Origin of the sequence: Marinobacter aromaticivorans (genome assembly GCF_002806975.1) — a bacterium.
In the GTDB taxonomy this organism is placed as follows: Bacteria; Pseudomonadota; Gammaproteobacteria; order Pseudomonadales; family Oleiphilaceae; genus Marinobacter; species Marinobacter aromaticivorans.
On sequence record NZ_NIHD01000020.1, the window covers coordinates 1 to 25,821 of the forward strand.

The window sequence follows — 25,821 nt, forward strand, 5'->3', positions numbered from 1 at the left end:
AACGACGATCCCAAACCTTTTATCTGGCGCAAAACAGCGGATCAAATCATTGCATCAATCGCTCGTCTTTCCGATAAGCTGAATAATAAGACGAACTTTTGTTAAGGCACACTAGGGAGTAGTTGGATTAAATACCGGGGGCAGGTCACCGACTTTATTATCACGCCACATACTGCTGGCGGGAAACGTTTGCGCGCTGCAAGGCGATGGCGGGAGCTCTGGAGCGACAGGGTATTGGGCGTGAAGACCGTGTGGCGTACCTGGGGTATAACACCCACTGGGGGTTTGAGCTGTTTTTCTCGGTGCCCTGGCTGGCAGCCATCGTTGTGCCAGTGAACTTCCGCCTATCCCTGAGGGAGATGGTGGAGTGTATTGAAGACTCTGAGCCGAAAATTCTGGTGGTGGACGAACATCATGTCGAGCAGGCCCTCGCGATTCAGCGGGCTTGTCCGGGGATGGAAACGCTGATATACGCTGGCTCGGGAGACGTGCCAGATGGCATGGTGTCCTACGATGATCTGCTGCTGCAGGCGGCTGTGCCCACAGCAACTCCCGGCGGTAATGACGATACCCTGATTCTGTTTTACACCGGGGGGACCACCGGTCGCTCCAAAGGCGTAATGCTCTCCCACATTAACCAGTTTGCAAATGCGATGGGTGGGATTTCCCTGTACCAGTTACAGGAGGGGGAGACCCACCTGTTGGCGGGTCCGATGTTTCACACGGCCGCCGGCTCCCGGGTGTATACCGCCACGCTGATGGGCATTCACACCGTGATCCTGTCGCGATTTGATGTGGTTTCTGTGATGGAGCTGGTGCATGAATACCGTATTAACACGACGCAGATAGTACCCACCATGCTGCAGATGCTCCTGGATCATCCCCGGTTTCCGGAATTCGACCTGTCCAGTCTCCGCCTTATCACTTATGGCGGTGCTCCGATGCCCGTGGCCTTGATGGAGCGGGCCTTGAGAGTGTTGCCAGGCACCGGCTTCGGCCAGTCCTATGGCATGACGGAAGCGTCCCCGGTGGTATCCGTGCTGAACAGTGACGACCACTCCCTGGCGCCAGAGCGGCGGGCACGGCTGGTCTCCGTCGGTCGCGCCGCGCCCCACGTCAATGTCAGGGTGGTCGGGCCAGACAGGAGGCGTCTGGGGAGCGGTGAAGTGGGGGAGATCGCTGTTCGCGGCGCCAATATCATGAAAGGGTATTGGCGTGCTCCGGAATTAACCCGGGCGGTTTTGGAAGATGGCTGGTATTACACCGGCGACAGTGGATTTCTGGATGACGACGGTTATCTGTTTCTGGTGGGCCGCATGAAAGACATGATTGTCAGTGGCGGTGAGAATGTCTATCCGATAGAAATCGAGAACATATTGTCACGCCACCCGGATGTAAAAGAATGCGCTGTAATTGGTGTGCCCCATGAGAAATGGGGTGAGTCAGTGCATGCTGTAATCAGGGTTTCTGAAGATGCGTGCGTATCCGGACAGGACATAATCGATTATTGCCGGGCGCGGATTGCCCATTATAAATGCCCGACCGCGGTCACGTTTATGGAGCAGCCGTTGCCGGTATCCACGGTCAATAAAATCCTGAAAACAGAACTCAAAAAGATGATTGCCGGGGAGATTAAATGATGTCGGAAAGCATTCGTTTTAACTTCCCGGCGCCGGTGATTGATGACAGCGTTGATCGCTTGCGCAAAGAGGTCCGGGCGTTCCTGCAGGAAGAAATTCGCAACGGCGGCTTTCAGCCTGTTACCGATTGCTGGTGCTCGGGCATTGATCCGGAGTTCAGCCGCAAACTGGGCCAGAGAGGCTGGCTCGGCGTTACCTGGCCAAAGCAATACGGTGGCCGTGAACTGAGTGCGTTACACCGCTACGCGATCACCGAAGAGTTGCTGGTGGCCGGGGCGCCGGTGCACGCCCACTGGATTGCCGATCGTCAGAGCGGGCCGTTGATTCTGGCCACCGGGACGGAACAAATGAAGCGCACGCTGTTACCCCGCATTGCCGCCGGTGAATGCTTTGTGGCGCTGGGGCTGAGCGAGCCGGAATCCGGTTCGGATCTGGCCTCCGTACGCACCAGGGCCCACAGGGTAGAAGGTGGCTGGGAAATCACCGGCACCAAACTATGGTCCTCCGGCGCCCAGATCTGCCAGTACATGACCGTGTTGGCCCGCACCAGCGAACGGGACGACAAGAAGCGACATGAGGGGCTGACCCAGTTCCTGGTGCCGCTGGATTCGCCGGGGGTCAGCGTGCGTGGTATCCGCGATATGAGCGGAGTCGAGCATTTTAACGAAAGCCACTTTGAACATGTCTTCGTGCCGGAGGACTCGGTTCTCGGTGAGGTCGGAGCGGGTTGGAAGCAGATAACCAGTGAACTGGCCCTCGAGCGATCCGGTCCGGAGCGTTTGCTCAGTACCTTTGTGGTTCTGGAGAAAGCATTCCAGCACGCCGCCGCCACCATGAACGGACATCAGGCAGCAATGATGGGCGGCATGGTGGCCCGAATCCGGGCCTTACGGGCGATGTCCCTCGGTGTTGCGGCGTTGCTTGAGCAGGGGCATTACCCGGAGGTGGAAGCCTCGCTGGTAAAGGACCTGGGTACCCGGTTTGAGCAGGATATCATCGAGCGCTTGCGGGAGTTCTGGCCGATCCAGCTCAAGCAGAGCTTTGGCGATGAGCTTCATTACCTGCTCGCCGACAGCTTGTTGCGGCAACCGTCGTTTACGCTGCACGCGGGGGTTGCGCACCTGGTAGTGCCCGTATCAGATCAGGGGGTCGTCAGAATTGCTACATTCGCTGCCGATAAGGTAGAGATTGATTACCGCGAAAGCCTGGCCGGGGAATCAAGAGCGCAAGTTCAACTGAGCGAGGCGGTCCCGCTGGAATTATCGTCAGCGGTGGAAGGCATGAACGAACACGGACTGATGCAGTTCTGCGCCCTGGTGCGGGCCTGCCAGATTGCCGGGGCGATGGAAAAAATGAACGAATTGACGGTCGCCTATGTGAAGGAACGTCATCAGTTTGGTCGGGCCCTGGGGAAGTTCCAGGCCATACAGCACAAGATTGCGGATATTGCAGGGGAAAGTGCGCTGGCGAATGCGTCAGTGGAGCAGGCGGTACGGGAGTTGTCGCAGCACCCACAGCCTTTTAGTGGTAGTGAGGACACATTCCTGTCCGTTGCAACCGCCAAGGTGGTTGCTTCGGCAGCGGCGGGCACGGTCTCGCGTTTGGCGCACCAGTGCCACGGGGCCATGGGTTTCAGTTATGAATACCCGCTGCAGCAGTACAGCCGACGAATCTGGAGCTGGCGTGAGGAGTATGGCTCGGAATTCTACTGGTCAGAGCGCATCGGGCTGGCAGTCGCCGATGAGTTAAAACAAAGCGCGGCTGGCCAGAACGGCGGTCGGGTCTGGGAGATTATTTCCCGCTAGCAAACAAGGACAACAGATGAAATCGTTTGATGATGTAGGAGTGCAATGGCACGAGCATGTGGCTGTGGTGGAAATCCAACGGCCGCCACTTAATTTTTTCGACGTGACGCTGATCGAGCATATAGCTGAGACCTTCGAAGCGCTCGAACAGGACGAGCAGTGCCGTGCAATCGTACTGGCGGCCCAGGGCAAGGCGTTTTGTGCCGGCGCGGACTTTTCCTCCAATGGTAGTGATCTGTTCAAGCCGGACGCCGCCAATAACGCGATCACTCTCTATAAAGCAGCGGCCCGGCTATACGCGTGCAAAAAACCGATTGTTGGCGCCATTCATGGTGCTGCCATAGGCGGTGGTCTGGGGCTGTCACTGGTGCCGGATTTCCGGGTGGTTTGTCCAGAGGCCCGGTTTGCGGCCAATTTTGTACAGCTTGGCATCCACCCCGGTTTTGGTATCAGCCTGGTATTGCCGAGATTGATTGGCCAGCAGCGAGCCAATCTGATGCTGTTAACCGGCCGCCGGATCAAGGGCGAAGAAGCCTATGAGTATGGCCTGGCAGACAAACTGGTGCCTGCAGAGCAGGTGCGGGACGAAGCCATCGCCCTGGCAACGGAGATTGCCCAATGCGCGCCGTTTGCGGTCGAATCTACCAGGGCCACTCTGCGGCAAGGGTTGGTAGATGAGCTGAAACAACGGCTGGATCACGAATTCGCCGAGCAGGCCTGGCTGGCGAAAACTGCCGATCACAAAGAAGGTATGGCAGCGGTAACCGAGCGCCGGCCCGGTAAGTTCAACCGTTCTTGATCATTACTTGATCATTACTTGATCATCATTACGCCAATCACTATCGCACCCGGGCCTGGGGGCCTTGGGTGCCGGGGCCATCCATGGCTCCATATGGTTTCGGAAAAACCTGTCCGCTTACTTTGTTTCTCCTCAGTATTTCGAGATTTGCTGCCTGGCGGTTTCATACTCATCCCGTAACTGGGTCACGGCTTTCGCTACCGGTACCAATTCCGTGATACCACCCACGCCCTGACCTGCACCCCAGATATCTTTCCACGCCTTGGGTTTGCTGCCACCGGCAGAGCCAAACTTCATCTTGCTCTTGTCGGAAACCGGCAGATCTTCTGGGTCCAGTCCAACCTTTTCGATGCTGCCGCGAAGGTAGTTGCCATGAACGCCGGTAAATAAATTGGTGTAAATGATATCGGATGCTGACGACATCAGGATCATGTCTTTATAAGCCTGTTCGGCATTGGCTTCTTCGGTGGCGATAAAGCGGGTACCCATATAAGCCATGTCGGCGCCCATTACCGTGGCGGCTAGGACGTGGTGGCCTTTGGTAATGGCACCGCCGAGGATAATCGGGCCATCAAAGAAACTGCGTATTTCCGCCAACAGTGCAAAGGGGCTAAGGGTGCCGGCATGGCCGCCCGCGCCCGCGGTCACCAGAATCAGGCCATCAACACCCATGCTGAGGGCCTTTTTGGCATGGCGGATATTCGTCACATCGTGAAATACCAGGCCCCCATAGCTATGGGCGGCCTCCACGATCATCGGGTTGGCCTGCAGGCTGGTAATGATAATGGGCACCTTGTGCTCCACACATACCTGCATGTCGTGTTCCAGACGATCGTTGGTCGCGTGGGCAATCTGATTGACCGCATAGGGTGCAACTTTGGCGTCGGGATTGTCGGCCTTGTAGGCTGCAAGCGCCTCTTCAATTTCCGTCAGCCATTCATCCAGCTTTTCCGCGGGACGGGCATTAAGCGCCGGGAAGGATCCGATGACTCCCGCCTTACATTGTTCGATCACCATTTTCGGATTGGAGATGATGAACATTGGTGAGCACAGTACCGGAAGGGTTAGCTGCGATCCGATTTTATCTGGAAGACTCATGGCAGTTGCTCCTGTAACAAAGGATGGATAAAGCCGGGCGTTAAAGCACCAGGTAGAGGGTTACATACATAATTCCAAGCACACTGGCACTGAACCACCCGTTCCACTCGATTCCGAAGCGTAGGGGTGAGATGCCGGCAAAACCGGAGATAAAGCGCAGAGACGCAGTGAACGGCGAAGCGCCTGCGAAAACCGCCCAGGTGATGGCAATTACCGAGGCCTGAACCTGCGGCAGGATGTTCAGGTCGGGCAGTTGCTGCAAAGCCCCCAGTATCAGCGTCACGGTAATAATCGCGTTCACACCGACGAAGGCAAAAACCAGCATCACCAGGGAGATGCCGACCATCAGGGTGGCATTGCTGATACTGGCCCGGGCCAGAAATTCGCTGGCGGCAACCGGGTCGATAAGGGGGATCAGAATTACCCCGATAAAGCCCGATGAGACGAACAACACCACCTCGTTGCGCTGGTTGGTGAAGGTTTCGGGGAAAGACCTTCTCATGCGCCTGAGTAGCAAACCTCCTTTTACCCGGGTCGGCCTGCCTTTGTACTGCACCCAGATCCAGGTCAGGCCTATGATTGGCGCGCACATCAGCAATGCTGAAAACAGTGCCAGACCGGTGACTTGGGCAACCACGTAGGTGAGGCTGGGAATCAGCGCGACCAGGGCCACCAGCGGAAGCAGATGGGCCAGGTTGCCGCCGTTGACCGATTGTACCTTGGGGCGTTTGTAGGCAAGTCGGTCCAGTACAGCGCCCCAGAGAATGAATAGCAGCGTCCAGAGCAGGCCGAGCGGCGCGTATTGTTCCCAGGTCAGGTCAGGAATGCCGGACAATACCAGCAGCATCGTGACGGAGGTAGGTGCCCAGAGCGGCACCCCGCAGAATCCACGTATCGTGGCCGTTAACATTCGCTTGCGTCGGATGCCGCCAATGCGCTGGGCTTCCGGGTCAGGCCCGGGGCGAATTGCTCGGCGTATCATGGTGCCCAGTACATTCAGTGCACCGATATTCAACATCACGCCGAACAGGTGAGAGCCGAAGGACATCAAGAAATAACGACGCCCCGGCGGTTGATTTACCAGCACCGTTCCGCAGCGGCGCACCAGTCGGGACGATCTGGCGGATTCACGGAGGACCGCCAAAGAGGTCAGGAACAGGGTAAAAAAAGCCCCCCGATCAATCGCGTCCCCCAGAATTTCCGTGGAGACAGCCCCGTTGAGCCAGAGTGAAAGCCCCAGGCTCGGCGCCAGAATGGCGAAAATGCGATAAGTCAGGTTGATGCCCGGCCATTGCAGGATGGTGAACAGTATGAGGACGCCACCGGCCAGGGGGCTGAACAGGAACCAGTCGCTGAATTCCCGGGCAAGGGCACAGAAACAGGCCGTCAGCAGACACAATGTCGATAAGGTGCGGGCCACTATTGGCCCCTAATGGTTCTTGAAAATCACCGTGTCAGACAACGGTTCCCGGGTGGTGCGGGTGCGGTTGGCTGGCACATCGGGATCTTCATAACCAAAGCTGATGCCCAGCAGGATCCCGGTCTGTTCATCAAGCCGGAAAGCTTCCCGGACCAGGTCCGGGTAGGCGCGCATGCTGCCCATGGCGCATGTGCTCACGCCGTAGGCATTCATCGCCAGCATCAGGGTCTGGGCATAGATGCCGACATCCAGGGCGATGGTGGAGCCGAAATTGCGGTCCATGCCGAGGAACAGGATGTGGGGTGCGTCGAAGAACTCGAAGTTACGACGCACTGCCCGAAGGCGTCCGGCCTTGTCGTCCCGGGCAATACCCATTTCGTTATACAGGGCAACGGCGCATTCCACCTGACGCTTGCGGTATTCGCCTTCAAACTGAGATACGTAACCGAAATCAGGAGTGCCGGGAACCTTATCTTCCTGTCGCTGCAGGAACTGCTCACGCAAGCGGTTTTTCAGATCACCGGAAGCAACGTAGCAGGTCCAGGGCTGCGTGTTGCAGTTCGACGGCGCTGTTCGGGCCAGCTCGAAGATCTGCTGGAGAACCTCATCACTTACCGGGTCGGGAAGAAAACCTCGAACTGAGCGGCGTGTCGTAATGGCGTCGACCAGTGTCATTGTTGGCGTAGTCATGGATTTCCCGAAGTTATCAAGTACATTGTTTAGACTGACACGGTAACAAGATAAAGGTCAGTGGAGAAAAGCATATTTTATATAAAAGCCATGCCGTTAATGAATGGCTTATTCAGGCCTGGCTTCAACCTTTCATTATGGGCTCTCTGGCCTTCAGTTCTGTATTGATACGGCCCGCGGCCGTCTGTAATTCCTCCAGCAGATAATCCAGCACGCCGGGCTCCGCGGCCTTGCTCGGAGGCATGGTCAGGTTGATCGCCGCAATGGCTTTGTAATGGCGATTCCGGATCGGCACTGAAATACCACACATACCTTCCTCGAGCTCACGATCCACGATCGACCAGTCTTTGGCACCATCGGCCAATATCACCCGTTTGAGCTCTTCCTTGTCGGTAATAGTGAACCGAGTGTATCGAAGAATTTCCTGGGTATTGAGGTAGTGGTCGAGATCTTCAGGAGGGTTGACAGACAAACGTGAAAAATAGCCCAGAACACTCCCAACCTATTGAACTACCGGTTTTTGGTCACCCAACCTCGAGTTCATGCCATTCTGACCGATAAGCGGAACTTGGCCTTGTTGTCGGCCCTGCAGACTCTACTCGACTGGGGACTGACCTTAGCGGATGCGGATTGCCTGGAAGACGCAGTGCCGAAGACCGGGCTGGTTGCGAGTGAAGATGCTACGGCGTTGTGGAGCGCTCGGCGCCAGCTTTTTTAAGCCGGTTGCCGGTCACGCAGCGAGGGTGTCTACCAGGGCGACAATACGCTGAAGGCCTCCTGTCTCTGAAAAAGTGAGGAGTTACCTGTCTCACTGGAAGGAGAAGTTCCTTAGCTGGCCTCGGAATCCGCGTGATGTTGCCTATTGATCTGGCGCAAACCTCGCTAATGTGTAACTGACGCTTGTCTATATGATTAGCTTACGATTTACTGTTACTGAATTGTCAATAGCAGGACGGTGATATGGACCCACAAACCCCTCGAGATCAGTTTCCTTTCATCAATGCCCGGGTAGCAAGACGCTGGCGCAAGTTGCTGGATGAGCGCCTGAAAGACCTGGGGGTTACCCAGGCTCGCTGGTTCACCATGATCTGCCTGCAGCGTGGTGGTGGAGGATTGACCCAGCGGCAGTTAGCCCACTTGATGACCATCGAGAATCCGACATTGGTCCGCCTGCTTGACAGCCTTGAGGAGCAGGGTCTGATTGAACGCCGGCGTAGTGAGCGTGATCGGCGCGCCAGGCTGCTGTATCTTACCCATGCCGGTGAGCGCTTTATGTGCGATCTGAATGAGCGGGCGAATGTGTTGCGAGAGGAGATGCTGAAAGGCATTGAAAATACCGACCTGGAAGTCGCCCTGCGTGTTTTTGAGCAGGTTATGGAAAACGCGACCAGGAGGTGAAGCATGCTACCTAAGGATATCGTTGTCTTTCTTGAGGAGGCCCGACCCTATGACCGACGACTGGCGATCGCCGCTGACATCGCCGCGTGCTGGAATGCCTGTCTGATAGCGGTGTTTGTGGCAACGCCACTGAGAGCGATGCCTCATGCGCACTCTGTGGCAGGCCCTGCCATGCGCGCCTTGCTCGAACAGCATCGCGTGCGTGTTCGGGACGCAGAGGCTCAGGTCAGGGAGCGCTTTGAGACAATGGTTCGCGCAAGGGGCATTAGCGCAGAGTGGCGCTTGTCCGAGAGCGAGTTAGCGGAGGAATTAATGCTACACGCGCGCTATGCAGGGCTGGCGTTGGTCCCTCCCTTCGAAAGCTCCCCCGAACCTTCCATGACGGTCAGGATGGCCGAGCATGTTATCTTCGGCTCGGGACGCCCGACTATACTCATTCCGGACGAATGGGCGGCCGGACGGATTGGACGACGTGTCGTTGTCGGCTGGAACGCTAGCCGGGAGGCAACACGAGCGGTCGGCGATGCGTTACCCTTTCTGGCCCAGGCCGAAGCAGTGAAGGTGGTTTGTGTCTGCGATGAACCGGATGGCGAGCTGGAGTGTAGAGAGGATTTCGGCGCGGACCTGTGTCGCCACCTCGCGCGTTATGGCGTACAGGTAACACTGGAACAAGTCGACGGTGGTAAGGTCGGCCCAGTGTTACTCGAACAGGCGCGGGCGTTCAATGCCGACATGCTGGTGATGGGCGCCTATGGCCATACGCGGCTCACCCGACTGGTGCTGGGTAGCGCTACTCGAACAGTACTCTGTCAAGCGTCAATCCCTGTGCTGGTGTCGCGTTGACCATAAACGAGCGCGCTGGCGGGCTATCGACGGAGCCCTTCGGGTGCGCGATGACCGGAGGGCTTGATCGTTGCAGGCAATTGGCTCAGGCAGCCAGGATCCAGTGGCCCAGCTCCAGAGACCCTGGCTGGTTCAGTTATCGTGGTCAGAGCCGGTAGTTGATCAGTGCACCATCGAAGGCCTGAGTGGCGCTGCCAATGTCCTCCACAATCGGGCTGTCTTTGGCAGCGCCGGTGAGGTAGATCACCGCTGCAAAGCCGGTCAGCGACCATGAAGGGCTCATCCGGTAGGTGAGTGCGCCGCCTAGGCGGGCCCGCAAATAGCCGGCATTAACCGAATAGCGGGCCAGACCTGAGCGGACGCTCTCTGCCGCCGAGACGTTGAACTGGTCTTCGGTCCACGGTTTGCTTCTGTAAGTCAGGCCGGGACCGACAGATAGTGATGTGCTTTGACACCTGATACGTTACAGGGTACATTCAGGGAATGATTCGAAGCTTCAAACACAAAGGTTTGGCAAAATTCTTCAAGTCGGGCAGTACTACAGGGATTCAGGCCGCTCATGAAAAGAGGCTTCGGCTCATTCTCGGTAGATTGAATGCAGCGGCGAATGCCAAAGATATGGACTTGCCCGGTCTTCGTTTGCACGAACTCTCTGGCAATAGAACCAGAATCTGGTCAGTGACAGTCAGTGGTCACTGGCGAGTGACCTTCCGGTTCGAAGACGGAGATGCCGAGATTGTGAACTACGAGGATTATCACTGAGGTACCGCCAATGTTAATGCACAACCCTCCGCACCCGGGTGAAGTATTGCGAGAGCTTTGTCTTAAGCCTCTTGGCCTCTCTGTCACCGCAGCATCAGAGGCATTGGGCGTTAGTCGCAAAACACTGAGTGCCGTGTTGAATGGCAAGGCCGGTATAAGTCCCGAAATGGCAATCCGTCTCTCTATTGCTTTCGATACTTCGGCAGAAAGCTGGCTGAATCAGCAGTCCCAATATGAACTCTGGCATGCCGAACAACATCGCAAAGAACTTAACGTGAAGAGGCTTGTTGCGGCCTGAAGCAGCACTGCCATCCCAGTCAGCGCCGGTCATGGCGCTTTGCCAACTCACGTCGGCCAGAGCCGTAGTTAGAGCAAATCCAGCAGCCTGTCGGACTTCACACCCCTACAAGCAGGGTTTCCGAGGGGCGGTTTGTACCTATCATGCCACCCAAGAGCTATGCGGCATATTGCTGGCCGATAGCGGTCATCTCCAGGAAGAGGACGCGCATTACCTCGGCCGCCATAAGCTGAGCAGGCATGAGACTCCGGAGCCCCTGTATGATCAGGATGATGCAGAAGCCCGTAGGGAGCTATTTCAATCGGTAGACTTTCACCAAGTGGTCCAGCTCGGTGATATTCGCTTCCACCTGCGACCGGTCGGGCACATTCTCGGGGCGGCCTGCGTCATCATTGAGGCGGAAGGTAAGCACATCGGCTTTCCGGCGACCACGGTATATCCCGCAGGGGATCATCCTGGACATCTCGCCCGGGGATTTGTCGACAAAAATGATGTGGATCAGCCTAATTGCTATGATTCGTGCGTAGGCTACAGCTTCAGATGTGGGTCTACAAAGATCTCGCTCAGCCTGAATACAATGGTCAAGAATGAGTGAGCCAACTGGCGTGGAGCAATCCAAGACGTGAAAAAATTCATGAAAGCAGGTATTCGAGGCGTCGCCGCTGCGATTGTCATTGGGCTGGGTGTTTGGGCTTGGTGGCATTTTCAACCGCAGGACTTGCCCGACGGATTCGCCGCCGGAAACGGCCGGATCGAGGCGGTCGAGATCGATATCGCGGCCAGGACCGCAGGCCGGATCCGGGAGATCCTGGTCAACGAGGGCGACTTCGTCCGCGCCGGCCAGGTCTTGGCGAAAATGGACACGGCCGTCCTGGAGGCGCAGCTCCGGGAGGCCGAGGCGCAGTTGCAACGGGCGCTCATCGGCATCGAGACCGCGCAGAGCCTGGTGACCCAGCGCGAGGCCGAGAAGCAGGCCGCCGAGGCGCTCATCGCCCAGAGGAAGGCCGAGCTCGACGCCGCGCAAAAACGGCTTGCCCGCACCCGGGAGCTCGCCTCAAAAAACGCCGTCTCCGAGGCGCAGCTCGACGACGACCGTGCCGCAGCTGCGGCGGCGAAGGCTGCGGTCGGCGCCGCGGAGGCGCAGGCGGCGGCCGCGCAAGCCGCCATAGGGCGGGCCAGGTCGGATGTCATTGCTTCGGAGGCCTCGGTGGAAGCGGCGCAGGCCACCCTCCAGCGCATTCAGGCGGATATCGACGACAGCGTGCTGAAATCGCCGCGTGACGGGCGTGTCCAGTACCGCGTCGCTCAGCCCGGCGAGGTTCTCTCCCCGGGCGGCGTGGTACTGAACATGGTCGATCTCACCGATGTGTACATGACCTTCTTCCTGCCGACGGAACAGGCCGGGCGGATCGCGCTCGGGGCCGAGGCGCGGCTCGTGCTCGACGCCGCCCCGCAATACGTGATCCCGACCGAAATCTCCTTCGTGGCGGACGTCGCGCAGTTCACACCCAAGACGGTGGAGACGCAAGAAGAGCGCCAGAAGCTGATGTTCCGCATCAAGGCGCGGATCGCCCCGGACCTGCTCAGGGAGCACCTCCTCCAGGTCAAGACCGGCCTGCCGGGCATGGCCTATGTGCAGCTCGACCCGCGGGTGGATTGGCCGCCTGAACTGCAGACGAGACTGCCGCAGTGAGCCGTGATGTGCATGCACAGATCGAGGATGGCGGGGGCGCTACCGCGCCGGTTGCCCGCCTGCGGGATGTGTCCCTGCGCTACGGCAAGGTGCGTGCGCTCGACGAGGTTACCATCGATATCCCGGCGGGCTGCATGGCCGGGCTGATCGGCCCGGACGGGGTCGGCAAGTCGAGCCTGCTGGCGCTGGTCGCCGGCGCCCGCGCGGTCCAGACGGGACAGGTCGCGGTGCTCGGCGGCGACACGGCTGATGCGCGCCATCGCCGCGGAGTCGGCCCGCGCATCGCCTACATGCCGCAGGGCCTCGGGCGGAACCTCTATCCGACACTCACAGTGTCCGAGAACCTCGACTTCTTCGGGCGCCTGTTTGGGCATGACGGCGGCGAACGGGCGCGCCGCATTGATGCGCTGACCGGGGCCACCGGGCTCAAGCCGTTTCTCGATCGGGCGGCGGGCAAGCTGTCCGGGGGGATGAAGCAGAAGCTCGGCCTCTGCTGCGCGCTGATCCACGACCCGGACCTGCTCATCCTCGACGAGCCGACCACCGGTGTCGACCCCCTCTCACGACGCCAGTTCTGGGAGTTGATCGCCGGCATCCGTCGTTCCCGGCCCGGCATGAGCGTGCTGGTGGCCACGGCCTATATGGAGGAGGCGGCACGTTTCGACTGGCTGGCGGCGATGGACGATGGGCGGGTGCTGGCCAGCGACACGCCCGAAGGCCTGCTGCACAGCACGGAGGCGGAGTCGCTGGAGGCAGCCTTCATCCGGCTGCTGCCGGAGGACAAGCGCCGGGATTATCGGGCGGTCGAGATTCCGCCGCGGCCGGAAGACGATGGCGATGCCGCCATCGAGGCCCGGGACCTGACCATGCGCTTCGGCGAGTTCACCGCGGTCGATCATGTGAACCTGCGTGTCCCACGGGGTGAGATCTTCGGTTTTCTCGGCTCCAACGGCTGCGGCAAGACCACGACCATGAAGATGCTGACCGGCCTCCTGCCGCCGAGCGAAGGCCGCGCCTGGCTGTTCGGACACGAGGTGGACCCGCACGACCTCGCGACCCGGCGCCGGGTCGGCTACATGTCCCAGTTTTTCTCGCTCTACACCGAGCTGACGGTGCGGCAGAACCTGCAGCTGCATGCCCGGCTGTTTCACGTGCCCGTTGCCGAGGTTTCAGGGCGCGTGGACGACATGGTTGAACGTTTCGATCTGGCGGCTGTGATCGACAGCCTGCCGGGCCGGCTGCCCCTCGGCCACCGGCAGCGCCTGTCGCTGGCGGTCGCCATGATCCACAAGCCCGAGATGCTGATCCTCGACGAGCCCACCTCAGGTGTCGACCCGGTCGCGCGCGACGCCTTCTGGCGCAGGCTGGTCGAGCTGTCGCGCCGTGACGGGGTGACCATCTTCATTTCCACGCACTTCATGAACGAGGCTGAGCGCTGCGACCGCATCTCGCTGATGCATGCGGGTCGGGTGCTGGTCACCGACACGCCGGCGAATATCGTGCAGCAGCGGGGCGCGGAGACCCTGGAAGAGGCATTCGTGGCGCATCTGGAGGAGGCGTCGGGGGAAGACGAAGCCGACGCGGGGCAAACAGCGTCGCTCGATACGGTTAACGCGTCGGCAGGCCATGGCGAACCCCAAGGCTGGCGGCGCATGTTCGATCCCCGGCGCATGATCAGCCACGCCCGGCGCGAAGGGTTGGAACTGCGCCGCGATCCCATCCGGCTGACGCTGGCGCTGCTCGGCAGCGTCATCCTGATGTTCGTGATGGGCTATGGGATCAGCCTCGATGTTGAGGATCTCACCTTTGCGGTGCTGGATCGCGACCAGACCACCGTCAGCCGCGACTATACGCTCAACCTCAGCGGCTCCCGGTACTTCGTCGAGCGGCCGCCGATCACCGATTATGCCGATCTTGACCGGCGAATGCGCGAAGGCGACATCAGTCTGGCGATCGAGATCCCGCCGGGCTTCGCGCGCGACATTGCCCGAGGCCGGCGGGTCGAGATCGGCGCCTGGATCGACGGCGCCATGCCGACACGGGGCGAGACCGTCCGCGGCTATGTGCAGGGGATTCATGCCCACTGGCTGGCGACCAAGGCGCGCGAGGCCGGCTACGGCGAGGCTTTGGCGGGGCTCGTCAATATCGAGACCCGGTTCCGCTATAACCCGGACGTCAAGAGCCTGGTGGCAATGGTACCGGCGGTGATCCCGCTGCTGCTCATGCTGATCCCGGCCATGCTCGCGGCGCTCAGCGTGGTGCGCGAGAAGGAGCTCGGCTCGATCACCAACTTCTACGTCACGCCCACCACGCGGCTCGAGTTCCTGCTCGGCAAGCAGTTCCCTTACGTGGTCCTGTCCTTCCTGAGCTTCCTGCTGCTCACGCTGCTCGCGGTGACCGTCTTCGGCGTGCCGCTGAAGGGCAGCTTCCTGACGCTGGCGGCGGGTGCGCTGCTCTATGTTGGTGCCGCCACGGCCGTGGGGCTGCTGATCTCCACCTTCATGCGCAGCCAGATTGCGGCGATCTTCGGTACGGCGGTGCTCACCATCCTGCCGGCGGCGAACTTCTCCGGCATGATCGACCCGGTCTCGTCCCTGGAAGGGATGGGCCGGCTGATCGGCGAGGTCTATCCGACCACGCATTTCCTGACGATCGCGCGCGGCACCTTCTCGAAGGCCCTCAACTTCTCTGACCTGCATGGCGCCTTTCTCCCGCTGGCGCTGGCCGTACCGGTCCTGATCGGGCTGTCCGCCGCGCTGCTCAAGAAGCAGGAGCGATAGTCCATGCGCCTTGCCAATATTTGCCATCTCGGTGTCAAAGAGTTGCGCAGCCTTGTCCGCGACCCGATCATGCTGGTGCTGATTGTCTACGCCTTCACCGTGTCTGTCTACACGGCGGCCACGGCCATGCCGGAGACCCTCAACAAGGCGCCGATCGCGGTGGTGAACGAGGATCGCTCACCGCTGTCCTGGCGCATCGTCAGCGCCTTTTACCCGCCGTACTTTGTTCTCCCCGAGGTGATCGACCAGGCCGAGATGGACGCCCGCATGGATGCCGGCCTCGACACCTTCGCCCTCGACATCCCGCCGAACTTCCAGCGTGACCTGCTGGCAGGGCGGCGGCCCACGGTCCAGCTCAACGTCGATGCCACGCGCATGAGCCAGGCATTTACCGGCAGCGGCTATATCCAGACCATCGTCACCGACGAGGTGCGCGCCTTCGCGCAGCGTTATCGCGAGGTTCCGGAGTTGCCGGTCGATCTGGCGCTGCGGATGCGCTTCAATCCCCAGCTCAACAAGTCGTGGTTCGGCGCCATCATGCAGGTCATCAATAACGTGACCATGCTCTCCATCGTCCTCACCGGCGCGGCGCTGATCCGCGAGCGCGAGCACGGCACCGTCGAGCATCTGCTGGTCATGCCGGTCACGCCTTTCGAGATCATGAGCAGCAAGGTATGGGCGATGGCGCTGGTCGTCCTTGCCGCCACCGCCTTCGCACTGACTGCGGTGGTGCAGGGTTGGCTGTCCGTGCCGATCGAAGGCTCGCTCGCGTTGTTCCTGGTCGGGACCGCGCTGCATCTGTTCGCGACCACCTCGATGGGCATCTTCCTGGGCACCGTCGCCCGCTCCATGCCGCAGTTCGCCTTGCTGCTGATGCTGGTGCTGCTGCCGCTGCAGATGCTCTCCGGGGGCTCGACGCCGCGCGAGAGCATGCCGGAGGCCGTCCAGTACATCATGCTCGCCGCGCCCAACACCCACTTTGTAATGCTGGCCCAGGCCATTCTGTATCGTGGCGCGGGCCTCGCCACCGTGTGGCCGCAATTTCTGGCCATCGCCGTTATCGGGAGTACCCTTTTTGGCTTGGCCCTGACCCGCTTCCGGCGAACACTCAGCACCATGGCCTGACGGACCTGATGCATGGCAGCGTGGAGTTGCGCCGGGCACACTTCGGCTAGAACCAGTTATTCAGCATAATCCCCACGCCAAACCGCTCGATACGCTCGTTATAATCAATCAGACTCTCCCCATACCCGTTGTAGTACTGGAAAAAGCCCTTCAGTGTATCCCCCATCGGGAAACTGTACCCGAACTCCAACGACGTCCGATTGGTAGAACGCATATTGTTCAAAAGCTTCAGCGAAAACGTGCGGTCCTCTGTCAGCTTGTAAACCGCGTGGTAACTACCATGTCCGAGATACTTCTCGATATCTGAGTTGTCGTCATCGCTACTATTCTCCGGCAGCCGGAACCAGGGCTTAACCATAAACAGCCAGCGGTCATAGCTGTAAGCCGCGGTGCCCATGATCCGGTTCCAGCTGCGCGACCGGGGTTCTGATTGACCGTTAGACTGGTGATTGAAGCTCAGAGACACCGCACTCAGAGTGCCAGGCCCAAGATCCCAGTCCAGCCGGTGCCGGAAGAAAATCTCGGGCTCGTAGTTGGTTTCACGGAAGGGAGCGGAGTCTTTGGTGTTGTACACCTGCCAGTAGGACTGCTGGGTATAGCCAAACCAGAAGGTGGTTCGATCATCAAAAATGCCAGTCAGCAGTGGAATCTTGAAACTGATCTGGTATTTCGCCTCTTCCTCTTCCAGAGCGAAGTCATAGCCGGCGGGGCCCAGTCTCGGGCTGATGGGCCTTGGGTTAGGGTCGTCGACATAGGTGATCGGCAGAATGTAGTTTGGGCGGTGGGTCACAAAACTGCCGCTGAATGAAAAAATTGCCTTCTCCGCGGTCAGGTAATTATCCACCAGGGCTGCCACCAGACCGGTGCCTGAGTCGTCCTCAAGGGCATCGCTGACGATCTGCTCCCGCCGGGCATCATCAGCCACCGGAATAGCGGCTTCCTCATCCGCCTGCTGTAACGTGTCTTCGTCCGCCGTTTTTCTGGCGGCAATGGGATCATTCTGGGCGTCATAGCACGCAAGGCGCTGGATGCCGTCCCGGATCAACGCACAGTTAGCGGTTTCTTTCTGTTCATCCGGTGCAGCCTGAGCTGCCACCGTGGGGCTGGCCATCGCGAACATCAGCGTAAGCGCCCAGGCTGCTGAAAAACCGTAAGGATATCTTTTCATCGCGTCTTCTCAATTGGCAGCGGTCAGGCTGATCCAGGTGTTGGCAATGCTGCAAATCCGGACCCCAGCAGGCTCAATGCCAGCAGAAGAAAAATCAGCTTGTGCCGGATGTTAGCTTAACCGCTGGCTGACACAACCCAGCACAGGTACATAACGTCTGTTTCTTCGCCGTGAAGCAGGCTGCGAGCCTGGTGCATTTCCGGATCGCGTTTTCTGGCCCGGTTTTTCGTGGACGGCGATGCGGCAAGCAGCGTCGCGTCCACCACGGTGCCCTCGCGTAGCATCAGCCCCTGCCCAGCCAGATGAGCGTTGATCGCCTCAAACAGCTTGCCGGTGAGCCCTTCGCGCTCCAGCAGTCGGCGACACTTGAGCAAGGTGGTCGCATCCGGTGCTGACTCCCGGCCGAGGTCAATGCCAACGAAACGCCGGATCGCCTGATTGTCGTAAATCGCATCCTCGATGCGTTGGTCCGAGAAGCCAAAGCACTGTTGGGGCCACTAACATACAGCCGCAACATTCGTCCCAGGCCCATGGGTGGGCCGCCCCCGGCCCACCGCCTTTGGGGTAAAACGCTTCCAGTTACGCTTCCAGCGCATCCCACGGAGGCCTGCACGGTCCCCAGTTTGAGCGAACCGGCAATGTGCATCATGTCATCCCAGTGCTGTTCGATCTTGTATTGACGCAACTGCGGGCCAGCTCATCAAAGAGTTCGACAACATGGGTGTGGCTATCCGGTTCCTCGACGATGGGATCAGCACCGAGGGGATCATGGGCAAGATGGTAGTCACCATCCTGTCGGCCGTGGCCCAGGCCGAGCGTCAGCGCATACTGGAACGCACCAACGAGGACCGCCTGGAGGCCAAGGCCAAGGGGGTCAAGTTTGGCCGTAAACCCACGGTGGACAAGGATAAAGTCCGTGCCCTGCACAGCCTGGGAGTGGGGGCTACGGAGATGGCCGGTCAACAGGCTATAAAATACTGGCATCTGACCAAACGCAGTGATTTTGCTAATGTCCACAGCAGCTTGACTGTATCGCATTTGAGATACACAATAGAGTTACGTATGACAATCGGAGAATTCATCATGGCTCACACTTCAATGCTGCACGTTCGTGTGGACGACGAGCTGAAGGCTGATGCAGCGGAAAAGCTTGCCAGCTTCGGCTTGACGGTATCAGATGCCGTCCGCATCCTTCTAACCCGCGTAACCAAAGAGGGCGGATTGCCCGTTGGGTTAACGGCTGATCCGGAAGCCCATGACGCCTGGTTCCGCGATAAAGTGAAAGAGGCCCTGGCTGATGCCCGACCTACCGTTCCTCATCAACAGGTAATGGATGAGGCACAAGCGTTGATCGACAGAAAGCGTCGCCGTGCCTGAACTGGAGTGGCTGGAACTGGCTCGTACCGATCTGCTAGGGATTGTCGATTACATCTCTGATGACAATCCCGATGCAGCACAGCGCGTAAAAGATGATATCGAGATGAAAGCTGAAAAGCTGCCGGAGTTCCCCACAATAGGCCGCCCTGGTCGGGTTGAAGGGACCCGGGAACTCGTCGCCTGGTCGAACTATATCCTCGTGTACCAGGAGGATGCCTTGACGGTACGAATACTGCGCGTGTTACATGCTGCGCAGCAGTGGCCGCCAACCGATTAACACCTGAATCAAGGGCTTTCTCCTCGGCCTAGCCGGCGAAGACCTTGATGAAGACCCTGCGACATATTCCTTGACAACTACCGGTCCGCAACGGCCACCAGCAGGCTGCATGGCGCGTGGGCGAGCAGCGAAGCGCCGACGGAGCCGTGCCACCACCGGGCCAGCGCGCTCTGTTCACGGTGACCGACCACGACCAGATCCGCGCCGACCTCGTGCGCCATTCGGCCGATCTCCTCGGCGGGGTTGCCCGCGGCGAGGCGCGTGTCGACGGAAAGTCCCGCCCGCCGCAGCGCTTCCGCGCCCTCCGTCAGCACGCGGCGCACTTCCTGATATTCTCGCTCCGGCAGGTCTGAGGGGGCCGCCGCTTCAGCGAGCGCGACACCCAGTTCATGGGCGACGACGGCGAGGAGATAGACACGAGCCTGGCAAAGCGAAGCCAGCTCGGCCCCCTGATCCAGCGCCTCACGGCCTTGCCGGCTGCCGTCATAGGCCAGGAGGATCGTCCGGTACATCGTGGTGCTCCTTTCTGTGATCGGGATGGAACGCCTTTCCCGGTCCTCTGCTCTAAACAGTGCAGCCTTCGGGGGCTACATCCCTCGCCATTTGATACATAGCTATCTATTGATTATAGTACAGCTACCTAATGATGCAGGCAATGAGATGACGAAGCCCCTCGACGATAAAGAACAATTCGGCCTTCGCCTCGGGCTGGTCGCCCGGCTGTGGCGCGCCGAAATCGACCGGCGGCTGGCCACCTTTGGCCTCACCGAGTCCCGCTGGTTGACCCTGTTACATCTCTCTCGCCTGCCCCAGGCGGCAACCCAGCGTGAATTGGCCGAGGCGGTCGGGGTGCGGGGGCCGACCCTGGTACGCACGCTGGACCGGCTGGAAGCCGAGGGGCTGATCGAACGCCGGACAGAAGCTAGCGACCGCCGCACCAAATCGGTTCACCTGCGCGCGGAGGCCGCCCCTGTTCTGGAACGCATCGAAGCAACCGCAGCGGCGGTGCGCGCGCAAATCTTCTCCGACCTATCCCAAGCCGAGGTAACGACTTGCCTGAAGGTCTTGGAGCAGATCGCCGGCAAGCTGGGCGGCACGCCAAGCCAAGGGCGATGCGGCTTGCGGACGAAGACCGATGAGGGGTAGGCCGTGGACCAGTATGTGACCCGTCTCGAACGCCAGGGCGACGATCCGGAAACCGATCTGCGCACAGTCCCCGACAAGGAGACGGAGGCTGGGTCAGAGGCGGTTTCACCTCCTGCCCGCACCCGGCCATGGCGACGGTATGGCGCGATTCTGGCGACGCTGATCGTTCTCGGAGGAGTCGGCTGGTGGTTGTATCAGCAGTTCACCCATGTCTTTGTGACGGACGCCCGTGTCGCCGCCGACATTGTTGCCATGAGCAGCCGGGTTCCCGGTTGGGTGACGGCGCTCGAAGTGACCGAGGGGGATGCCGCGCAGAGAGGCAGGGTTTTGATCCGGATCGACGACCGGGAAAGCCGCCTCCGCGTCGAGGAGCTTGCCGCGCAACTCGCCGGGATTGCCCGCCGCCGCGAGGAAATCGAAGCGCGCATCGCTCTCACCGACCGTCAGACGCAAAGTCGTATTACCGCCAAACAGGCAGCGGTGAGGGCGGCGGAGGCCGCGTTGGCAGGAGCGACGGCGCAACGCGATCTTGCCAGACAGGACAATGACCGGGCGGAGAAGCTGGCGCCGAGCGGCGCCATCAACCGTGCGCGCCTGGACCAGACGCGGGCGGCGCTGGAGACGGCAAAACAACAGGCGTTGAGCGTCCAGGCGGACTTGGAAAATGCCCGCGCCGCCCTTGCCGAGGCTGAAGCCGCGCGCGGGGAACTCACGGTGCTCCGCACCCAGCTCGCCGAACTCGGCCCGGAGGAACAGCGGCTGCGTGCACAAAAGGCCCGGGCGGCGCTCGACCTCGAAGACCGCACCCTCGTCATGCCATTCGACGGCGTTGTGGACCGGGTCTTCGTGGACAAGGGCGAATACGTCACCCCCGGCCAGCGCTTGCTGATGGTGCATGACCCGCAGCGGGTGCGCGTCGAGGCGAACGTCAAAGAGACCGACATCCGCTTCTTCCGACCGGGAAAGACCGTGACGATCACTGTCGATGCCCTGCCGGGGCGGCGCTTTGAGGGCAGGGTCACGCGCGTCGGGCAGTCCGCCACCAGCGAGTTCGCCCTGCTGCCCAACCCCAACCCGAGCGGCAATTTCACAAAGATCACCCAGCGCCTGCCAGTGCGCATCGCGGTGCAGCAGGACGGCGGCGAACTCAAGCCGGGTATGATGGTGGAGCTGGAGGCGAGAGCCGATGACTAGCGCGCCCCGGCCGGACAGTATCGAGGGGCTATTCGCCCGCTTCGGCCCGTCCTATCGCTGGCTGGTCACAGCGACGGTCATGATGGGCACGATCGCCACTATCCTGACCGCCACCATCGTCAATGTAGCCCTGCCGGATATCATGGGCGCTTTCGGCATGGGCCAGGACAAGGCGCAACTTCTCTCCACCGGCTTCCTCGCCGCGATGACCGGGACCATGCTGCTGAATGCCTGGATGGTCGAGACCCTCGGCCAGCGCGCGACCTTTGTGCTGGCGCTAACAGTCTTTATCGCCGCCTCTGCCATGGGCGGGCTCGCCCCCGCCGAGGGCGTGCTGATCCTGGCCCGCGTCCTGCAAGGCGGCGCGGCCGGCATCCTCCAGCCGCTCGCCATGCAGACGATCTTCCTGGTCTTCCCGCCGGAGAAACGCGGGTCGGCGATGGGAATTTACGGCATTGGTGTGGTGCTGGCCCCGGCGCTCGGGCCGACGTTAGGCGGTATCATGGTCGACAGCTTCAGTTGGCGGTATGTGTTCTTCATGGCCGTACCGTTCTGCCTCATCGGCCTGTTCCTGGCCACGATCTTCATGCCGGGGCGCGCAGCCTCCGGTCCGCCGCGCCGGTTTGACTGGATCGGCTTCGGACTGATGACCGTGTTCCTGGTCACCTTGCTGAACGGATTGTCGAACGGGCAACGCTACGGGTGGATGTCCGATCCCATCCTGCGCGATCTCGTGATCGCCTCTGTCGCGGGCGTCGGATTCATTGTCTGGGAACTTCGTACCCCCGCGCCCATGCTCAATCTCGAGCTCTTCACGAACCGGGTCTATGCCGGCGCGTCCGTGGTGGCCTTCATTTTCGGGGCGGGAATCTACGGTTCGACCTTCTTGATTCCGCTGTTCGTGCAGACGATCCAGGGCTACACGCCGACGCGCTCGGGCCTGCTGCTGATGCCGGCGGGTCTGATTCTGGCCCTGGTCTTCCCCATTGCGGGGCGGCTGACCGACAAGACGCCGGCCTATGCCACGGTCATGGTCGGGCTCGCGGTTTTCGCGTTGTCATCGTTTCTGATGACCGGCGTGGATACCAATACCTCGTTCTGGCTGTTCGCCTGGTGGATCATGCTGGGGCGTATCGGCCTTGGTTTCATTATGCCGAGCCTGAACGCCGGCGCCCTCAAGGCGCTACCCATGACGCTACTCGGTCAGGGCTCCGGCGCAATCAACTTCGTGCGCCAACTCGGCGGGGCGTTTGGCGTCAACCTTCTTTCCATCGCTCTGGAACGGCGGTCTCAGCTCTACGTTGACAGCTTCACGGCGGCGCAGCATGCAGGCAACAGCGCGGCGGCCGATATGCTGCGCGAAGTAACCGGCTTGCTTGCACAGGCTGGCGTGCCGGAGGCGATACGCCAGGCCGGGGCGATGAACTATCTTGGCCGCGTGATCTACAGCCAGGGCAACATGCTGGGGTACCGGGACAGCTTCTTTATCGTCGGCGCGATCTTCCTGGCCGCCCTTGTTCCGGCGCTGATGATGCGCCGGAGGTCCACGCCTCCAGTGCTGCAGGCAAGTGAGGCCATGCGTCACCCGCCATCGTCGCAGAACGCGATCCAGCAGAGTCGGTGACGCACGTGTCTAGGGGTTACCTCACGAAACGGAAAACAGCGTACGCTAAGCCTCTCGCGGCGTTCGGAGCGGCCACACCGGGCAATGACAGCCGGGAAGCGCTAGAGGGGTATGACCAGTGGCGGGAGGAAAGGGCCGCTTGAACTATATAGATGCCTAATGTTTATACTATAAAGTTGTTTCACCCGATTCTGACCAACCAACCATGAGATACGCCCATGAAAATCGTTAAAGTTCAGGACATCATTGGTACCGAGCGTGAAGTCAGCGACAAGCAGTGGACCAGCCGCCGTCTGCTGCTCAAGAAGGACGGAATGGGATTTTCCTTCCACGAAACCATCATCAAGGCAGGCTCCGAGCACACTTTCTGGTACAAGCACCACCTGGAAGCCGTTTACTGCGTTGCCGGTAACGGGCGCATCAAGGACCTCGCCACGGGTGAAGTCCACGAGATTACCGACGGTACCCTCTACGCCCTAGACAACCACGACAAGCACACCCTGTACGGTGGCACCGAGGACATGCGCCTGATCTGCGCGTTCAACCCGCCGGTGACCGGCCAGGAAGTTCATGACGAGGACGGCGCCTACCTGCCGGACAGCGGCGATAACTGATCCGCCCTGATAGGGCGGCTGATCTGACCGCTGGCACACCCATGCCGGCGAGTCCCGATCTTGATGGCGCCACCACTGGCACGTTTGTCCGGCCTGCGCCTGGGCACTGGTACATAATGAGACGGGCTATGACCACAACATGGCTGCGGCTAGCATGTGAAAGCGCTATCGGAAGCACGCAAGTACGTTAAACAGAGTTTCCACGGAGGAGGTAGCCATACACGTCCAACAATGTCCTATGGTGACATGGGCCCGTGCACGCGGCTGTAAAGCGCGTTTTCAAAAATGAAGGGATTTCAACGGCGGAAGTAACCATCTGTAGCAGACGATCAATAAGCCATTGGTTTACCGAGCGAACGAACCAAAGCGCTTAGTGCGTCTCTTCGAACTGACTTTCCGCTGTAGATCAGGGGCGTGGTTGCTGTATCGGGGCTTTCTTAACAGCCAATTTATGAACGCTTGCATTTCATCTCTGTGGCCAAAAGCGGGAGATGATGACTTCAGGCTTTTTAGTGAGGTCAAAATGTACACTTTATTAATATCGGGTTGATCAACGGAGCAAATCCCTTGCTCCGATGTACTGGTGTCCATCTTGCAAAACTACAGCGAAAACTCCGTCAGTGATGACGTTGATATAACGCCCCACCACGTCACCGGCGAAACTTCAGAATGTTTGGGGCGGCTGCTCATTGGTGACGATGAGCCGCGGTTGCTTAACAGTTTATGCTCGATATTGCGTGACAAGGGGTTCGAGGTTGACGGTGCCGAGGATGGCGACGCCGTCTGCCAGCGATTACGAGAGAATGCCTACGATCTGGTTTTGTTGGATATCCGCATGCCTGGAAAGAGCGGTTTAGAGATCATGGCCTGGTTGAAAGAAACCGGCGTTGACGCTCCGGTCATCATTATCAGCGCGCATTCCGACTATCGCATCGTCAGGCAAGCATTCAAGCTGGGTGCCTGTGATTATCTAAGAAAGCCCTACGATGTAGATGAATTAATTCGGGCTGTCGGCGGCACGGTTTTAGAACGACGGCAGGCCCGTTCTCAGGCGGCTACGGGTAGGTCTAACCCCCTGACGGGCGAGTTTTTTAAGCACACACTTGATCATCTTCCGGATCTGGTTTTTTCACTGGATGAGCACAAGTGCATCAACTATCTGAATCATCACTCCGAGAGTCTCTTGGGATTACCGACAGAGGAGCTGATTGGCCAACCGTTTTCTCAGCTCGTTCATGAGGGTGACATCGCTAAGCTTCCACTGCTATTTGGTAAGAACGAGGTGGGAGAGCCAGTAACCCAAGAGATCAAGCTTAAAACCTACCATGGAGGGATCGGTTACCTGGATTGTGACATTAAAGTTGTCTCTCCGCGTGAGGCGAACACCACGCTAACTTATGCAAAGCCCCCTCCAGCGAGACCTCCTTTTTTGGGCATTGTGCGGGACATCACGGAGCACAAACGGAAACTGGCATTGATGGAGTTTCATGCTTCTCACGATACACTGACCGGGCTGCCGAATAGGAGCCTGTTTATGGACCGACTTACCTTGGCTGTCAGTCAGGCGAGCCGAAATGGGCAGAAGCTTGCCGTGCTTTTTATCGACCTGAACGACTTCAAAGCGGTAAACGATACCTACGGGCATGGGGTTGGCGATGAGCTGTTGCAAAAACTCGCCGCCGGTCTGACACATTCTCTGCGAGAGGGCGATACCCTTGCCCGCTATGGTGGCGATGAATTTACCGTCCTGTTGCCCTCGCTTGACGAAAAAAAGGACGCCGCAACGGTCGCACGCAAACTTCTGAGCTCGCTCGAAACCCCTTTTCCGTTTGAGGGCACCGACCTTCATGTCTCTATCGGAACCAGCATCGGGATTGCAATGTACCCTGAAGACGGGGCGGGGGCGGAAACGCTGGTAGAGCGGGCAGACATGGCCATGTATGCCGTGAAACAGAGGAAAAAAAACGACTTTTATTTTTACAGCTAGGCATGATGGACGACGAACGACCGGACAACACGTCGCCCTAAACCCGTCATCCAAACCACTCGGGCTCACCCAATGAAAAACAC

Annotated in this window: 25 protein-coding genes and 1 pseudogene; 17 read left to right on the forward strand and 9 right to left on the reverse strand. The window is 59.5% G+C overall.

What is annotated here, in order from left to right:
- Positions 1 to 131 precede the first annotated feature (131 nt).
- From CDH48_RS17840 to CDH48_RS17850, 3 genes are read left to right on the forward strand one after another with little or no spacing between them, the layout of a single operon-like run.
- Positions 132 to 1,640, forward strand: a complete 1,509-nt coding sequence (locus CDH48_RS17840; protein ID WP_227521169.1) for a class I adenylate-forming enzyme family protein — start codon at positions 132 to 134, stop codon at positions 1,638 to 1,640.
- Positions 1,637 to 3,445, forward strand: a complete 1,809-nt coding sequence (locus CDH48_RS17845; protein WP_100690073.1) for an acyl-CoA dehydrogenase family protein — start codon at positions 1,637 to 1,639, stop codon at positions 3,443 to 3,445. The genes CDH48_RS17840 and CDH48_RS17845 overlap by 4 nt, the downstream gene beginning before the upstream one ends.
- A gap of 16 nt (positions 3,446 to 3,461) precedes the next feature.
- Complete coding sequence (locus tag CDH48_RS17850) at positions 3,462 to 4,244, forward strand: enoyl-CoA hydratase/isomerase family protein (protein WP_100690074.1); 783 nt, start codon at positions 3,462 to 3,464, stop codon at positions 4,242 to 4,244.
- Positions 4,245 to 4,376: 132 nt separating this feature from the next.
- Here the strand turns inward: CDH48_RS17850 and CDH48_RS17855 are convergent, their stop codons facing one another.
- The 4 genes from CDH48_RS17855 to CDH48_RS17870 form a co-directional block, all read right to left on the reverse strand.
- Positions 4,377 to 5,342, reverse strand: coding sequence for an NAD(P)H-dependent flavin oxidoreductase (locus CDH48_RS17855; RefSeq protein WP_100690075.1), 966 nt, complete (start codon positions 5,340 to 5,342; stop codon positions 4,377 to 4,379).
- Between the two features lie 40 nt (positions 5,343 to 5,382).
- Complete coding sequence (locus CDH48_RS17860; protein WP_100690076.1) at positions 5,383 to 6,762, reverse strand: hypothetical protein; 1,380 nt, start codon at positions 6,760 to 6,762, stop codon at positions 5,383 to 5,385.
- A gap of 9 nt (positions 6,763 to 6,771) precedes the next feature.
- Entirely contained in the window at positions 6,772 to 7,452 is a 681-nt protein-coding gene (locus CDH48_RS17865; protein WP_100690077.1) for a nitroreductase, read from the reverse strand.
- A 124-nt stretch (positions 7,453 to 7,576) separates the two neighbouring features.
- A complete protein-coding gene (locus CDH48_RS17870; protein WP_157807862.1) occupies positions 7,577 to 7,924 on the reverse strand; it encodes an IclR family transcriptional regulator domain-containing protein in 348 nt (115 codons plus the stop codon).
- 488 nt (positions 7,925 to 8,412) lie between these two features.
- Here CDH48_RS17870 and CDH48_RS17880 point away from each other — a divergent pair, with 488 nt between their 5' ends.
- Entirely contained in the window at positions 8,413 to 8,850 is a 438-nt protein-coding gene (locus tag CDH48_RS17880; protein WP_100690080.1) for a MarR family transcriptional regulator, read from the forward strand.
- Between the two features lie 3 nt (positions 8,851 to 8,853).
- Positions 8,854 to 9,693 (forward strand): universal stress protein, encoded by an 840-nt coding sequence (locus tag CDH48_RS17885; protein WP_100690081.1) that lies wholly within the window; start codon positions 8,854 to 8,856, stop codon positions 9,691 to 9,693.
- Positions 9,694 to 9,838: 145 nt separating this feature from the next.
- Here CDH48_RS17885 and CDH48_RS17890 read toward each other — a convergent pair whose 3' ends face one another.
- A complete protein-coding gene (locus tag CDH48_RS17890) occupies positions 9,839 to 10,153 on the reverse strand; it encodes a MipA/OmpV family protein (RefSeq protein ID WP_100690082.1) in 315 nt (104 codons plus the stop codon).
- Between the two features lie 23 nt (positions 10,154 to 10,176).
- Between CDH48_RS17890 and CDH48_RS17895 the strand changes: the two genes are divergently transcribed.
- Both CDH48_RS17895 and CDH48_RS17900 read left to right on the forward strand, forming a co-directional pair.
- Entirely contained in the window at positions 10,177 to 10,455 is a 279-nt protein-coding gene (locus CDH48_RS17895) for a type II toxin-antitoxin system RelE/ParE family toxin (protein ID WP_100690083.1), read from the forward strand.
- 10 nt (positions 10,456 to 10,465) lie between these two features.
- Entirely contained in the window at positions 10,466 to 10,753 is a 288-nt protein-coding gene (locus tag CDH48_RS17900; protein ID WP_100690084.1) for a HigA family addiction module antitoxin, read from the forward strand.
- Positions 10,754 to 11,045: 292 nt separating this feature from the next.
- Here the strand turns inward: CDH48_RS17900 and CDH48_RS19145 are convergent, their stop codons facing one another.
- Positions 11,046 to 11,216, reverse strand: coding sequence for a hypothetical protein (locus CDH48_RS19145; protein WP_157807863.1), 171 nt, complete (start codon positions 11,214 to 11,216; stop codon positions 11,046 to 11,048).
- A gap of 171 nt (positions 11,217 to 11,387) precedes the next feature.
- On the opposite strand from CDH48_RS19145, the gene CDH48_RS17910 reads away from it, so the two are divergent.
- Genes CDH48_RS17910 through CDH48_RS17920 form a run of 3 tightly spaced genes read left to right on the forward strand, consistent with a single transcriptional unit; the run spans position 11,388 to position 16,351 of the window.
- The gene (locus tag CDH48_RS17910) at positions 11,388 to 12,446 is read left to right on the forward strand and encodes an HlyD family secretion protein (protein ID WP_100690105.1); all 1,059 of its coding nucleotides are present in this window, start codon (positions 11,388 to 11,390) and stop codon (positions 12,444 to 12,446) included.
- Positions 12,443 to 15,226: a ribosome-associated ATPase/putative transporter RbbA gene (gene rbbA, locus CDH48_RS17915; protein WP_100690085.1), complete on the forward strand. Its 2,784-nt coding sequence runs from the start codon at positions 12,443 to 12,445 to the stop codon at positions 15,224 to 15,226. Before CDH48_RS17910 ends, rbbA begins: the two co-directional genes overlap by 4 nt.
- A 3-nt stretch (positions 15,227 to 15,229) precedes the next feature.
- Complete coding sequence (locus tag CDH48_RS17920) at positions 15,230 to 16,351, forward strand: ABC transporter permease (RefSeq protein WP_100690086.1); 1,122 nt, start codon at positions 15,230 to 15,232, stop codon at positions 16,349 to 16,351.
- Positions 16,352 to 16,397: 46 nt separating this feature from the next.
- Here the strand turns inward: CDH48_RS17920 and CDH48_RS17925 are convergent, their stop codons facing one another.
- Together CDH48_RS17925 and CDH48_RS17930 are read right to left on the reverse strand one after the other, a co-directional pair.
- Entirely contained in the window at positions 16,398 to 17,471 is a 1,074-nt protein-coding gene (locus tag CDH48_RS17925; RefSeq protein ID WP_406565000.1) for a phospholipase A, read from the reverse strand.
- A gap of 230 nt (positions 17,472 to 17,701) precedes the next feature.
- A pseudogene (locus CDH48_RS17930) lies at positions 17,702 to 18,063 on the reverse strand (transposase); the annotation flags it as partial.
- Between the two features lie 173 nt (positions 18,064 to 18,236).
- Between CDH48_RS17930 and CDH48_RS19790 the strand changes: the two are divergent.
- Together CDH48_RS19790 and CDH48_RS17945 are read left to right on the forward strand one after the other, a co-directional pair.
- A complete protein-coding gene (locus CDH48_RS19790; RefSeq protein WP_455429683.1) occupies positions 18,237 to 18,896 on the forward strand; it encodes a type II toxin-antitoxin system RelB/DinJ family antitoxin in 660 nt (219 codons plus the stop codon).
- Complete coding sequence (locus CDH48_RS17945; protein ID WP_011784161.1) at positions 18,889 to 19,173, forward strand: type II toxin-antitoxin system RelE/ParE family toxin; 285 nt, start codon at positions 18,889 to 18,891, stop codon at positions 19,171 to 19,173. Before CDH48_RS19790 ends, CDH48_RS17945 begins: the two co-directional genes overlap by 8 nt.
- A 77-nt stretch (positions 19,174 to 19,250) precedes the next feature.
- Here CDH48_RS17945 and CDH48_RS17950 read toward each other — a convergent pair whose 3' ends face one another.
- On the reverse strand, positions 19,251 to 19,685 hold the full coding sequence (locus CDH48_RS17950) for a universal stress protein (protein WP_085595623.1): 435 nt from the start codon (positions 19,683 to 19,685) through the stop codon (positions 19,251 to 19,253).
- A 148-nt stretch (positions 19,686 to 19,833) separates the two neighbouring features.
- Here CDH48_RS17950 and slyA point away from each other — a divergent pair, with 148 nt between their 5' ends.
- The 5 genes from slyA to CDH48_RS17975 all read left to right on the forward strand — a co-directional run bounded on the left by slyA (position 19,834) and on the right by CDH48_RS17975 (position 25,738).
- A complete protein-coding gene (gene slyA / locus CDH48_RS17955) occupies positions 19,834 to 20,319 on the forward strand; it encodes a transcriptional regulator SlyA (RefSeq protein WP_188437827.1) in 486 nt (161 codons plus the stop codon).
- A 3-nt stretch (positions 20,320 to 20,322) separates the two neighbouring features.
- Entirely contained in the window at positions 20,323 to 21,513 is a 1,191-nt protein-coding gene (locus tag CDH48_RS17960; RefSeq protein WP_227521165.1) for an HlyD family secretion protein, read from the forward strand.
- Positions 21,506 to 23,137 (forward strand): DHA2 family efflux MFS transporter permease subunit, encoded by a 1,632-nt coding sequence (locus CDH48_RS17965; protein WP_100690088.1) that lies wholly within the window; start codon positions 21,506 to 21,508, stop codon positions 23,135 to 23,137. Before CDH48_RS17960 ends, CDH48_RS17965 begins: the two co-directional genes overlap by 8 nt.
- Positions 23,138 to 23,355: 218 nt before the next feature.
- Positions 23,356 to 23,751 (forward strand): ectoine synthase, encoded by a 396-nt coding sequence (locus tag CDH48_RS17970; protein ID WP_100690089.1) that lies wholly within the window; start codon positions 23,356 to 23,358, stop codon positions 23,749 to 23,751.
- A gap of 592 nt (positions 23,752 to 24,343) precedes the next feature.
- Entirely contained in the window at positions 24,344 to 25,738 is a 1,395-nt protein-coding gene (locus tag CDH48_RS17975) for a diguanylate cyclase domain-containing protein (RefSeq protein WP_157807864.1), read from the forward strand.
- The last annotated feature ends 83 nt before the right edge of the window (positions 25,739 to 25,821 follow it).